This window comes from Pseudomonas sp. SCPG-7 (genome assembly GCF_002156405.1).
Lineage (GTDB): Bacteria > Pseudomonadota > Gammaproteobacteria > Pseudomonadales > Pseudomonadaceae > Aquipseudomonas > Aquipseudomonas parakoreensis.
Genome location: NZ_MVOO01000002.1, coordinates 176,081 through 189,051 on the forward strand (window position 1 = coordinate 176,081; position 12,971 = coordinate 189,051).

Consider the following 12,971-nt stretch of genomic DNA (forward strand, 5'->3'; position numbering starts at 1 on the left):
GGCTACTAATTGAACCTGTAGACTTGCTCAAAAACTGACTGCATCCGTAATCTGGCCTGCACGCAGGACGCATGGGTAGCGGGTACGAAAATAATCTTTAAAAGAGTGCTTTCATGAAGTTTTTTGAACTTGATCCGGCAGATATATCTAGTCTTACTGACAGCGATCTAAGAGAGTTGGTGGCGAGATTGTGTGAGGCAGAGTTGTCTCGACAAGAAATTCAACCATCCTGTGTTTTTTGGGGAGGTGCTCAAGAGGCTCCGGATGGTGGATTGGATGTATACGTTAGGGAGGCAGGAAGTCTCACAAAGCCAGGTTTTGTAGTTCGCGGTAATACTGGTTTTCAAGTAAAGAAAAACAGCATGAGCAAGGCTGCATGTAAGAAGGAAATGCTATACAAGGGCCAGCAAAAGGATATTATTAAGAGCTTGGTAGGCAAGAATGGCGCTTACATAATTGTAAGTGGGAAAGATGACTGCACCAATAAAATGCTTTCTGAACGTGTGGCCGGCATGAAAGCAGCACTTGTTGATTTGGCGGATAAAGATAATCTAGTTGTCGATTTTTACGGTAGGGATCGCTTAGCAGCTTGGCTAAGGCAACATCCAGGTGTTGGATTATGGGTGCGATCAAAATTAGGTAAGCAATTATCAGGCTGGTTTCCATTTGGTCGATGGACATCCGCTCCTGTTGACTCTGATGAATTCCTACAGGATGAACATCCCTGCATACTGGATAAAAGCACCAGTATGGCCGATCCTGTGTCTTTATTAGATGGCATAAATTTAGTGCGTAAAAAGCTTCGCGACGCTGGGAGCGTAGTGCGTATTACTGGCCTGTCAGGAGTGGGAAAAACACGTTTTGCTCAGGCGCTATTTGAGTCAGGTGTTGGAAAAGATGTGATTCCATCTACTGATGTCATATATGCAGATTTGGGTGATGAACTCTATCCTTCTGCCTCGGAGTTGGTTTCCTATCTGATTGCTAATAACTTTTGCGCCTATGTTGTGTTGGATAACTGTCCTCCTGATGTTCATCGAAGGCTGCAGAAGCTGATCTCTAAACGGGGTATTAAATTAAGTTTATTAACTATCGAGTATGATATTTCTGATGATCACCCTGAAGAAACTATGGTGTTCCATATAGAGCCGTCTAGTGAGGAAAATGTTTCAAAGTTGGTGCAAAAAAGATTTCCAAATCTGGGGTCGCCTAATGCCCATAAGATATCAGAGTTCGCCGGAGGTAACGCCCGCATCGCATTAGCGTTGGCTGATCGGGTAAAGGCGGGTGAAACACTTTCAAATTTTACTGATGAAGAGCTTTTTTATCGTTTGTTCACCCAGCGAAAGCAAAGCAATGAATACTTGATGGAGCATGCTGCGATTTTGTCGCTTGTGTATTCATTTAATGTAGATTCGGCGTTGTTGAATGACGAGCTGACAGTTTTGGCTGCAATTGGTGGGGCGAGTCGACGCGAACTTTATAAATCTCACGCAGAGTTGTTGAGGCGGCAACTGTCACAAAAGCGTGGGGGTTGGCGTGCCGTGCTTCCACATGCACTTGCCAATCGATTGGCAAAGCGAGCATTAGAGAATGTTTCAGTAGGCGAGATAAATTCTGAATTATTCAGGTCCGAGAATTTACGACTGTTTGTGTCATGTGCGCATAGAATTGGTTATTTGCATGATATTGACCTTGCTCATAATTTGGCGGTCTCTTGGGTTAGTCCTGGAGGGCCTTTGCAGGATGTAGCAGCTTGTAATGATGAACAGTTGCAGGCTTTAGAATATGTAGCTCCTGTATTCCCTGCTGTGGTTCTCAATGCCATTGAATTGGCGTCGTGTGAGAAGTGTTTTGCATCTAGAGATAATAAGTCTTTTAGTCGGTTTGTAAGTTTGTTATGTAAAATTGCTTATGATGAAGATCTGTTTGATAGGGCTGTGCAGGTTATATTGAAATTTGCTGAGTCTGAGAAGGCAAGCGAGAATAATAACAGTGTCGTCGGTAGGCTCGAGCAGCTGTTTTCTCTTTATTTATCAGGAACTAATGCATCGCCTTCGCTGCGGCAGGGAGTTGCCGGGAGGCTAATTGTTTCAAGTGATCCTCGTCATCGGGAAATTGCGGAAAAATTATTTGACTCTGCTTTTAAAGTTTCTAATTGGACATCTTCAGCTAATTTTGATTTTGGTGCGAGGACTAGAACATATGGTTGGATTCCAGTAACTAATGGTGATGGTCAGGCCTGGTATAGAGGGTTTATAAAGCAACTATATCCTTGTTTGGCGGCTGCGGATAAAAAATTACAGTCACTTGCGAAAACTCTTATTGCAAGGCATTTTATGGGATTGTGGTCCTTTGCGGGATGTATTGAAGAGTTGGAGGAGGTGATTGCAAAATATGGTGCTAAAGGAAAATGGACTGAAATTTGGAGGTCTATACAACGGACTATTAAGTTTTGTGGTGAAAATTTTGGCGGTGAGATTTTAGTCCGTCTAAGAACGCTGGAAAAGTTGACGGCTCCTGTAGGTGTCAAGGCTGAAATAGAAGCTTATGCACTAACCAATACTTGGGATCAGTCGGAAAGTTTCTCAGGTAGTTATAGCGCGCGAGTGGATTCGATTCATGAGAGGGTTGTTTCATTAGGTTTCCGAGTCGCCTCGGACTACAAGCTGCTCGAATCAATCGGAGACAAGTTGTGGTGTAAGCAAATAGATTCACTTCGTTTGTTTGGCAAAGGGTTGGCGCGAGGGAGTAGTGATCCGTTTGAAATGTTTGAGTATCTTTGGCAATTGATGAGAGATCAAAAACAAGAACCTATAGAGCTAGGTTTGTTTGCAGGCTTTATCAACGAGGTGTACTCCACAGATACAGAGTGTGCTCAATTAATTCTGCAATGTGTCCTTCAGGAACCTGAACTCCTTTCTTATTTCATATTTTTGCTTTGTGCCAGCCCTATAGACGACTGGGGTATACAGAAGCTTATTTTGTTGGCCGGCAGCACAAAAGTAGATGCGTGGCACTTTCGACAGCTTGGACATGGCCAAGCTCACAGTAATATATCTGATTCTGATTTGTGTCGCATATTAATATCTATAAACAGACTGGAATCTGGCGCTCTGACTTCGTTGTATATCTTAGGTATGAGGTTTTTTGCGGAGAAAGGTAATAGTTACTCTCCAACGGATGAGTTGGTAGCTATAGGCACTGACTCGCTCTATATCTTATTGACGATGCATCGGAATGATATCAGAGGTCTATCCAGTCATGACATTGATTTAGTGTTGCCTGTATGTCTTTCAGTCTCTGTGGTAACTACTAAAGTTGTCGAGATCATAGATGTGCTATATGAGGGGTTGACGTCGTATCGTTTATATAGTTTTGAAATTTTAAATATAATCGAAACTGTTGTTAAAAATTTTCCAGAATTGTTGCTGGATAGAATTTTTCGGCAAGATAAGCCTGTTGAACAAGCAGTTCATGTGTTTTTTAAAGATAGGATTACTAGAGAGGCTTCTCCATTAAATTCTGTGCCTGTCCATCGGCTAATAGATTGGTGTGACAAGGATGAACAAAAACTTCAGTTTATCGCTTCTGCGTTAACTGTGTATTTGCCAGTTGCTGATAGTCCCCATAATATTGATTCGCCCAAAGGATTTTTAATTGGTGAGCAAGCGCTAGCGGTATTGGCAGCAGCTGCTAATAAAGCCGGTATTATAGAAGTGTTTTTTGAAAAGATTTACCCTGGATCATGGACGAATTCATTGGCTGATGTTTTAGAGTTGAGGGCGAAAGCTTTTTCAGCACTTTTGGATTTTCCAATGGTAGAAGTGCGTGCTGTAGTGGAAGAGAAAAATATTCTTGCAGGGAAGTTAATTAAGGCTCAGCGAGAAAAAGAGGCTAGTCAAGATTTAACACGCGAGCAGCGTTTTGAGTGATTTGGTACACCTCATGCCAGCGTGGCAGTAACTCCTTTATAAAGACGGACATCTCTACGAAAGTCTCAGCTAGAGGAAGCCTGCGAGTCTGATAACCCGTGTAGGGGCCCCCCTTAGGGAGGACCCGTAAAATCTGACGCTGCTACTCCTTCGTCTGGGAAGAATCGGACACAGCAGATCGGCGGATCTGGAGCGATCCGTCGCGTCCGCTTGCGCTGAAGGTTCACGCCGTGAAAAGGGGCGAGGGGAACGCTTATCCATAGGTAGCGAAAACACGGTGTTCCATGTGTTCCATGTGTTCCAGAAACGCTATAGGCCAAGTACTTAAAGGCTTTCAGAGGAGGAACACCAAATGCGAACAACCGGAACACCAGTTACGCGGAACACGTTTGGTGTTCCGCGAATGATGCTCCGGTTTAGGGGGGGACGTCACGACTGATAGTCGAGACGCGGGCAATCAAGCGGCGATCAGTTGCTCAATGGAAATTGCACATGCCTTCGCAGCGACCGTATCTTCATTGATGGACATCGGTCCGAACGGCACATGCAGTGGAACGTAAAGGTCAATGAGAGAGCTTGAACGTCCCATCGCCTTTTCCGTGGCGTGCAGGTGTGCTGCGATGGCGGCGAACTCTTGAGCTGCCTTGTCTAGGCGGTCGGCCCACATGAACCATGCTGCACGTAGCTGCAAACAAATCGAAAGAAGAGCGGCACGCCAAGGCACCATCGTTGGCGGTGGTGCCATGGGCGGTATTCTTGCGGGTATGGGCGTTAGCGCACTCTGTGGCCCAGGGGCTCCCATTTGTGCAATAGCTGTTGTTTTGGTTGGATCGGTTGCCGGTGGCGTCGCAGGTGGAGTGGTCGCTGACTCACTGGATGAAGAACTGGAGGAGTTTTCGCATTGGGACATTTTCTGAGTGAGCCGGAACTGAAAGATGTAAGGGTCGCACTCTCTGATCCGTTCAAAGATTTCCCTGTGGATTACGACTACATAGCCAGTCAGGTAAAGAACATCGATCCGGGTGTGCTGTACGAGATCCTTTATTCAGAAGTCGCACCGGTGTGTTTCACCAATATTGCGGCTGCCGTGCCCTCTGTCTGGACGGGTTTCGACCCCGAGTCGCTCAATAGCATGATCAACGAAAGGCTGGCGGAGAGAGAGCGCAGTTGGTTTCGCAGGCAATTCGATAAAGCGCTGGTTCTCTGGCTCAAATACAACTATGGCTATATCTGGAAGGAAATTGCCCGCAGGTTGTGAGCGTTCACGTACCGGATTTCTGATCAAAAACAAATCGCGGGGAGGTGCAGGGCGCGCGAGGCCAGCGCCACGCGTTCACTTTTCTGCAAACGAAAAAAAAGGCCTTGCTAAGCAAGACCTTTCTCAATTTTGGTGCCCCGAGGGGGCAACGGTCTGAATGCGACGGTAACCCTACATTCAATCGATCTTGCCTCACGGGCTGAGCATGCCGAAGGTGCCGAAGGATGACCAGGTGTGGCAGCACAGCGGCACGGTACAGCAGCGCGTCGACGCGGACGGCAATTGGTTACGCCAGACCGACGGCAAGATCCGGGATAAAGCGATCGAGCGTGAGGTTGAGGCGCTGGACAACCGCGAGCAGTTCCAGAGCCACACACGGGCCGTCGATGACCACTCGACCGAGACTGTGGGTGGTATGAAAAAGATCGAAGCGCTGGGAGCGCTCAGGCTGCTGTCGGGCGGATCTACGAGCTTGGCGGCCGTGGATGATCTGTACCAGGCGACCGAGGAAGATCTGAATCTGGTTGTGGGTCAGAAGCACAACGCCGCGGTAGGTGGTGATATGCAGGAGCGGATCGAGGGCTTGCGTGAAAGTGTTGCGGGAATTAGTCAGCGTATGCAGGCGCCGAAGAACTGGGTTGGGTCTTCGGACGTAAATCTGTTCAAAATCGTTTGTGACACTCTTTCGTTGCTACAAGAAATGAATTTCCAGTTGGCAGCGCATACCCATATATCGGGCCCAACGCCCAGTCCGTCAGATGTAACAAATTTCTCAGCCAAAGCCACAACTGCCGGCTTGATGGCTGCTAAGCTAAAGTCGATCACGCTTTAGCGATACTGCCTAAGCTAAACGTTCAGCACAAAAATATGGATGGTCATATGCAAGGGAATTATTTCTTAGATCTGCAAGTCATCCATACGGGGTGTATCGCAAAAAATACTAACAGGCGGCCTCTTGCCGAAAAATGGGATGCGATGGGAATTCTCGAATGAAATAAAACCTTTGGATCTCTATTGTTATCTTTATGCAAAATACGGCGAGCCTAATGGGTTGCAAAACCTATTCAGGAAGGACGACTCTAACAATTTGATTCATTTGGAGTGGACTTTTGCGAATGATGACGGATTGATATCTGTCATGGGTATGAATTTCAGGTCAGAGGTTCACTTGATCGGGGATTTCAAAGGTAAGGGCCTATCGCTTGAAATGTTCATTAATCAGGTGAAAGGTGATATTGGGAACTATGGAGAAAAGATTAGCGAATTTAGAAAGGAGCTGGAAAATTGGACTCAATTTGTTAACCCATTTAAGCGCATAAAACGGGCAGTTGCAGAGAACTTCAACCAGCTAAACGCGCTGAACCTCAATCCAGTAGCCGATCAGGTTTTGCATCCTAAAACCAAAGTAGACATGATGAATTTTAACGAGCGCTGGCAGGCGCTAAACACGAGGTACAGTGCGGCCGTTGGTTTGGTGTTCGGATTAAGATCTATGCTTCCTGTACTCGCCGAATCCTTTATCAATCTTTTGCTGTTTTTGCTGATTAAGCCAGAAATAAAAAATAACGATAGGTTGTTTCAAAATACAATACGACAGCCGATAGATATCTGCGTCCAATCTTTGCATTTGAATTGTTTTGGGTTTGTTCGAGGAGTTGACTATTTGTCTCGAGAATGCAAAGACTTTCACTAACTAATGAGCGAAAGAAATGACTTGCTCTACGGCAATGTCGAGGTAGGTAAACTTTAAACCGGAGAGATATTTTTCAGAGGAAAAGTTCAGCTCTTTGTTGAGTATGAGGATTTTTGGAACATATCTATTGGTGCTTCAATGAAGTCAGTTCGATTCGATTCGAATCGATTCATGATGACCATAAAACCGTTGAGAGGTTTATTTCATTCATCATAGATCAGCTGGAGAACAATGTAGATGATGAAGTTAACCATATCATTGATCAGGGATACTTAGGGTTTAATGCAAAGACAGGCCGAGTAGGGATGTTGATCTCCGAGGAGATAGCTGCTTTCAGAGCGTTTACACAAGACGGAGAGGATCAGTCGTAAGATATAACGAGCCCGCCAATTGGCGGGCTTTTTATTACGGCTTGAGTGCAGCCAGAACGTGTACAGGGTCGTTATGGATCGCTCGCAGCAGCGCGCGTGCTGGGCCCTCAGGATCTCGGCGTCCTTGCTCCCAATTGCGTAACGTGCCGACAGCTACGTCGATCGTTTCGGCGAATGCAGTCTGGGACAGCCCTGTACTTTTGCGAATATTTTTAACTTGCACAGCATCGACATGAAACTCCCGGGACGGCTGACGCTCGCCCTGATCAATTTCATTCATCTGCGCCATGCTCTCTTTCAGACGGTTGAATAGACCTTTATCCATCATTGCCACCTTTCATTCAGTTTGCGCAGTTCTTTCTTCTCATCTTCAGTCAGGTCGTCTTTCACGCCTTTCTGGTAAATCACCAATAGCCGAATCTGTGACGCTGCAGTGATGTAGTAGTAGATCACCCGAACACCGCCACGCTTTCCTTTCCCGTTCGCAGCCCAGCGAACCTTTCGAAGTCCACCGGTATTCTGAATCACATCACCGGCAGTTGGATGCTTAGCCAAATGCTGCTGGAAAGCCTTGTATTCGTCGTCATCCAACAGGTCGTGCAGATCTTCCGTGAAGATCGGCGTTTCTATGAAAATCATTGCTTCCCTTGCGCTGGATATGCGTCATTGGCGTATGACCACTATAGGCCAGCACGCGCTCATCATCAAGTCGTTTCGAGCGCACGGAAAAATAGCTCGGGCAAAAAAAAACGAGGCGGAAATCACTTATCCCCCTCCCTCCGACGGGCTCTGCGTCCTTTTTTTGTGCAAATCGGGATGTTGTGCAAATGATCCGGCAGCCCAGGCAGGCCATGGGGCTTCGCAGTACGGAGTGCGTTTCACAATGTGCAAAGTTTTGAAGAGAAATGCAGTGCGGTTGCAAAAAGGCGCAAGTAGCGGTAGCGGGGGGGGAGATGAAGTCCCCGGTTTGATTGGTCAAAGACTTTGAAAACTCGGTTTTCATGAGGTTTTAACGGCGGGCATGGGTCTTTTTCGCGCCACACCTGACTTACTTCGGGGAACGCGAAGACTCGCTGTAGCCCGCACGGGGCAGGGGTTTCGGGTAATTGGCTGCGTTGCAAACTCTCGCACACCGTGTGGGAGTTCAGGAGCCGATCACGGCTAGGCTTTGAGCGATCGCCGAAAAAACTTTCTTGGGTAGTTCCTTCCAAATGTGTAAGTGGTGTTGGGCGTCTCAGAAAGCGGTTCAACACCCCAGATTCATTGGGTGTCGCCACTTACACTGTGAATGTAGGAAACTTTGTGGAGTATTTCGACTGCGGAGAAAGCCATGAAAATCAATGGTTTGGGAGAATTTCAACTTACAGTCGCCGACTGTTAGGGGAAATAGCTTTCCGACAGTCCACTTACAGTAATAGAGAGACCTCTATCCCTCTATCTATAAGGGATACATAGGATTTACATCTCTCACTTACACTTCTTACGTGATTTTGAGCATAGGGTAGGGAAAAATTTTTCGTGGCATAGGGTGGGTGTCTCACGCACGGCCACACCTTGCTAACTTGGATAATCCGGCCTCTCAAAAGAGGCTTGCTCTTCTTGGTCGATAGCATCCGACAACCGCTATCACAGTGCCTTGAGCGATACGCATAACTGTTGGCGCAAAAGGGGCCCTGAAAATCAAGGCCTTTCTTCACAGAGCTGGCATCCGACGGAGATGCGGCTACATAGATAGCTTCAAAGCTGAGCGTCGGTATCAGTTAGTGCCATGTTCCAGATGGGGCCCCAAGGAAACATAGCGCGCCACTCAGGGTTTGCAGATGCCGCGATAGCTACGTTTAGTACTGGAAATATTGTAGCTGGTGGGCCGCTCGGATCATCTTTCGCGGAATGTCTCTGATAGTTCTCGATCGCTAATTTACAAAAATTTTCATTGCTTTCGATCAGAGCTTCTAGTTCTTTCAGAGTGGAGATCCCAATGTCTTTCAGCACATCCAGTATCTTAGGGATGTTAGCTCTGTCATTGTTACTAAGTTCCTGCTCGTAGCGCCACTGAATGAATTCAACTAGGCTGTCGTAGTTCAGCTCGTTTTCTAGAAAATTATTTGGAGTGTTTTTGCTTTCCCGGACATCTTCTAGATACATGTCTCGCTGCAGTCTGATGAATTCGAACTGATCATCGACAGTTTCAAATAAGCCTGCTAGACCATTGAGTTTTCGAATCAAGTTAGAGGGGACTTGTGATTCTTTTTTGTACACCATGTGGTGCTGAATGATAGACCAAGCGTCCTGAACTACTGTGCGGACTTGGATTTCGCATCTTAAGTTGCGCAGGTCGTCGTACCTTGCGCCGGAATATTTTTCGCTGAGCTGTACTATGAAGTGGTGTCCAATGTAACCAAACTTGTTCGTTTCCAGTTCATCGCGCTTGTTGATTTCTTCGGCTATATCAAACTCATTTCGTATAATGTCGATAACTTTGGTGATGTCGTTATTATAGAGGCAAACTACTCTTGCGCCAGCAAAGTCATCAATCTGAGTGAAAGGATCTGAATAACTTTTTCGAGTCAGCTTTTCAAGAAAGCTGTTAAGCGTCTTGGCTCTCGATCCTAGAAACGAAGTTTCTATGGAAGCTTGAGTCACCTTCTTTTTCAAGATGTATTCAACTTCCGCGCAGAGTTGTTCGAACTCAGGCTTCGCATCCAGAAAATTTTTGATAAGGGCCGGATTTTTTGTCCACATGTCGTCGGTGTGGTTCGAAATCGTTGACAAAATTGGTTTTTCCGCTATGGCGCTAGGGCCGGCCTTCCTTGTCATCACCTTTCTCCTAAACAAATGACGCAGATGGGCGTGGATACGCCACTTTTACGCCAGACGAAAAAAAAGGCCTTGCTAAGCAAGACCTTTCTCAATTTTGGTGCCCCGAGGGAGACTCGAACTCCCACTCCTTTCGAAAACGGATTTTGAATCCGCCGCGTCTACCAATTCCGCCATCAGGGCTCAATGGCGGCGAAGTATAGAGAGGTGATTACCGTTGGTCAATCACGTTTCATGGTCAATTTTTGATAATTCCGCTAGACTTTCCGGCCCTGCTAGACGAACCCCATCATGCGCGTTGCTGACTTTACCTTCGAGCTTCCTGATTCGCTGATCGCCCGCCACCCTCTGGCCGAGCGTCGCGGTAGTCGCCTGCTGACCCTTGATGGGCCGAGCGGCGCCCTTGCACACCGTCAATTCACTGATTTGCTTGAGCATTTGCGCCCGGGCGATTTGATGGTATTCAACAATACCCGGGTGATTCCGGCGCGGTTGTTCGGGCAGAAAGCCTCGGGCGGCAAGCTGGAAATTCTCATCGAACGCGTGCTCGATACGCATCGCGTGCTGGCCCATGTGCGCTCCAGCAAGTCGCCGAAGCCGGGTTCGAAGATCCTCATCGACGGCGGTGGTGAAGCCGAGATGCTCGCGCGTCACGATGCGCTGTTCGAGCTGGGCTTCGCTGAAGAAGTGCTGCCGTTGCTCGATCGCGTCGGGCACATGCCGTTGCCTCCTTATATAGACCGCCCGGACGAAGGTTCGGATCGCGAGCGCTATCAGACCGTTTACGCCCAGCGTCTCGGTGCGGTGGCGGCGCCGACGGCGGGGCTGCATTTCGATCAGCCGCTGATGGAGGCGATTGCCGCCAAGGGCGTCGAGACCGCGTTCGTCACGCTGCACGTCGGTGCGGGGACGTTCCAGCCGGTACGCGTCGACAAGATCGAAGATCACCACATGCACAGCGAGTGGCTGGAAGTCGGCCAGGATGTGGTCGACGCCGTTGCCGCGTGCCGCGCGCGTGGCGGGCGGGTGATTGCCGTGGGCACCACCAGCGTGCGTTCGCTGGAAAGCGCCGCGCGCGATGGTGTGCTCAAGCCGTTCAGCGGTGAGACCGACATCTTTATCTACCCGGGCCGGCCGTTCCATGTGGTCGACGCCTTGGTCACCAACTTCCATTTGCCGGAATCGACGCTGTTGATGCTGGTTTCGGCGTTCGCCGGTTATCCCGAAACCATGGCCGCTTATAAAGCCGCCGTCGACAACGGGTACCGCTTTTTCAGCTACGGTGATGCGATGTTCATCACCCGTAATCCCGCCCCGACTGCCCCTGAACACACAGGCCCAGAGGAAACAGAATGAGTCGTGAATGTCGCATGTCCTTTGAACTGCTTGCCACCGATGGCAAGGCTCGTCGTGGTCGGCTGACCTTCCCGCGTGGCACCGTCGAGACCCCGGCCTTCATGCCGGTGGGCACCTACGGCACGGTCAAGGGCATGTTGCCGCGTGACATCGTGGCCACCGGCGCGGAAATCATTCTGGGCAACACCTTCCACCTGTGGCTGCGCCCGGGCACCGAGGTGATCAAGGAGCACGGCGACCTGCACGATTTCATGCAGTGGAAGGGCCCGATCCTCACCGACTCCGGTGGTTTCCAGGTGTTCAGCCTGGGCGCGATGCGCAAGATCAAGGAAGAGGGCGTGACCTTCGCTTCCCCGGTCGACGGCTCGAAAGTGTTCATGGGGCCGGAAGAATCGATGCAGGTGCAGCGCGATCTCGGTTCCGACATCGTGATGATCTTCGACGAATGCACGCCGTACCCGGCTGACGAAGATGTCGCTCGCGTTTCGATGGAGCTGTCGCTGCGTTGGGCCCAGCGCTCGAAAAACGCGCATGGCGACAACACCGCGGCGCTGTTCGGTATCGTTCAGGGCGGCATGCACCAGGATCTGCGCATGCGCTCGCTGGAAGGTCTGGACAAGATCGGCTTCGATGGCCTGGCCATCGGCGGTCTGTCGGTGGGCGAGCCCAAGCACGAGATGATCAAGGTGCTGGATTATCTGCCGGGCATGATGCCCGCTGACAAACCTCGTTACCTTATGGGCGTTGGCAAACCGGAAGATCTGGTTGAGGGTGTGCGCCGCGGTGTGGACATGTTCGATTGCGTGATGCCAACCCGTAATGCCCGCAATGGGCATCTGTTCATTGATACAGGCGTGCTGAAGATCCGTAACGCGTTCCATCGCCATGATGATTCGCCGCTGGATCCGACCTGCGATTGCTATACCTGCCAGAACTTCTCCCGCGCTTATCTGCATCACCTGGACAAGTGCGGCGAAATGCTCGGCAGCATGCTCAATACCATCCATAACTTGCGCCATTATCAGGTGCTGATGGCTGGTTTGCGCGAGGCTATTCAACAGGGTACATTGGCCGCCTTTGTCGATGCCTTCTACGCCAAACGCGGGCTCCCCGTTCCGCCTTTGGACTGAGTTTTCTGACCCCAAGATTCAACATTTGCAACTGGAGTGCTAAATGAGCTTTTTTATCTCTAATGCCATGGCTGACGCGGCTGCACCGGCTGCTGCGCCTATGGGCGGCGGCTTCGAGTGGATTTTCCTGGTCGGTTTCCTGGTCATCTTCTACCTGATGATCTGGCGTCCACAGGCCAAGCGCGCCAAAGAGCAGAAGAACCTGCTGAGCAGCCTTGCGAAGGGCGACGAAGTGGTCACCACCGGCGGCATCGCCGGCAAGATCACCAAAGTGGCCGATGACTTCGTGGTTCTGGAAGTTTCCGACACCGTGGAAATGAAGTTCCAGAAGGGCGCCATCGCCGCCACGCTGCCAAAAGGCACGCTGAAAGCGATCTAAGGTTCCAACTTCTACTCAATCGACGGGGCGCG

Annotated in this window: 10 protein-coding genes, 1 tRNA gene and 2 pseudogenes; 8 read left to right on the top strand and 5 right to left on the bottom strand. The window is 49.3% G+C overall.

What is annotated here, in order from left to right; all coding sequences use genetic code 11:
* The first annotated feature begins 113 nt into the window (after window positions 1-113).
* Window positions 114-3,935, top strand: a complete 3,822-nt coding sequence (locus B1722_RS05195; RefSeq protein ID WP_086791688.1) for a hypothetical protein — start codon at window positions 114-116, stop codon at window positions 3,933-3,935.
* 457 nt (window positions 3,936-4,392) lie between these two features.
* Here the strand turns inward: B1722_RS05195 and B1722_RS05200 are convergent, their stop codons facing one another.
* A complete protein-coding gene (locus B1722_RS05200; RefSeq protein ID WP_174376916.1) occupies window positions 4,393-4,680 on the bottom strand; it encodes a hypothetical protein in 288 nt (95 codons plus the stop codon).
* Between B1722_RS05200 and B1722_RS29750 the strand changes: the two are divergent.
* From B1722_RS29750 to B1722_RS05220, 4 genes and pseudogenes are all read left to right on the top strand, one after another.
* Window positions 4,637-4,852: pseudogene (locus B1722_RS29750) on the top strand (hypothetical protein); the annotation flags it as partial. The gene B1722_RS05200 and the pseudogene B1722_RS29750 overlap by 44 nt on opposite strands.
* On the top strand, window positions 4,837-5,193 hold the full coding sequence (locus B1722_RS05210; protein ID WP_086791692.1) for a hypothetical protein: 357 nt from the start codon (window positions 4,837-4,839) through the stop codon (window positions 5,191-5,193). The pseudogene B1722_RS29750 and the gene B1722_RS05210, both read left to right, overlap by 16 nt.
* 169 nt (window positions 5,194-5,362) lie before the next feature.
* Window positions 5,363-6,025 (top strand): annotated as a pseudogene (locus B1722_RS05215) (hypothetical protein); the annotation flags it as partial.
* A 306-nt stretch (window positions 6,026-6,331) separates the two neighbouring features.
* Window positions 6,332-6,886 (top strand): hypothetical protein, encoded by a 555-nt coding sequence (locus B1722_RS05220; protein ID WP_140395985.1) that lies wholly within the window; start codon window positions 6,332-6,334, stop codon window positions 6,884-6,886.
* Window positions 6,887-7,291: 405 nt separating this feature from the next.
* Here the strand turns inward: B1722_RS05220 and nadS are convergent, their stop codons facing one another.
* The 4 genes from nadS to B1722_RS05245 all read right to left on the bottom strand — a co-directional run bounded on the left by nadS (window position 7,292) and on the right by B1722_RS05245 (window position 10,257).
* On the bottom strand, window positions 7,292-7,582 hold the full coding sequence (nadS, locus tag B1722_RS05230) for a NadS family protein (protein WP_086791936.1): 291 nt from the start codon (window positions 7,580-7,582) through the stop codon (window positions 7,292-7,294).
* The gene (locus B1722_RS05235; RefSeq protein WP_086791699.1) at window positions 7,582-7,896 is read right to left on the bottom strand and encodes a type II toxin-antitoxin system RelE/ParE family toxin; all 315 of its coding nucleotides are present in this window, start codon (window positions 7,894-7,896) and stop codon (window positions 7,582-7,584) included. The genes nadS and B1722_RS05235 overlap by 1 nt, the downstream gene beginning before the upstream one ends.
* 1,098 nt (window positions 7,897-8,994) lie before the next feature.
* Entirely contained in the window at window positions 8,995-10,074 is a 1,080-nt protein-coding gene (locus B1722_RS05240) for a GTP pyrophosphokinase family protein (RefSeq protein WP_086791700.1), read from the bottom strand.
* 98 nt (window positions 10,075-10,172) lie between these two features.
* Window positions 10,173-10,257 (bottom strand) — tRNA-Leu (locus tag B1722_RS05245).
* A gap of 108 nt (window positions 10,258-10,365) precedes the next feature.
* Between B1722_RS05245 and queA the strand changes: the two genes are divergently transcribed.
* Genes queA through yajC form a run of 3 tightly spaced genes read left to right on the top strand, consistent with a single transcriptional unit; the run spans window position 10,366 to window position 12,939 of the window.
* Entirely contained in the window at window positions 10,366-11,430 is a 1,065-nt protein-coding gene (gene queA / locus B1722_RS05250; protein ID WP_086791702.1) for a tRNA preQ1(34) S-adenosylmethionine ribosyltransferase-isomerase QueA, read from the top strand.
* Between the two features lie 14 nt (window positions 11,431-11,444).
* Window positions 11,445-12,560, top strand: a complete 1,116-nt coding sequence (gene tgt / locus B1722_RS05255) for a tRNA guanosine(34) transglycosylase Tgt (RefSeq protein WP_161794909.1) — start codon at window positions 11,445-11,447, stop codon at window positions 12,558-12,560.
* 43 nt (window positions 12,561-12,603) lie between these two features.
* Window positions 12,604-12,939, top strand: a complete 336-nt coding sequence (gene yajC, locus B1722_RS05260) for a preprotein translocase subunit YajC (protein ID WP_041071802.1) — start codon at window positions 12,604-12,606, stop codon at window positions 12,937-12,939.
* Window positions 12,940-12,971 lie beyond the last annotated feature (32 nt).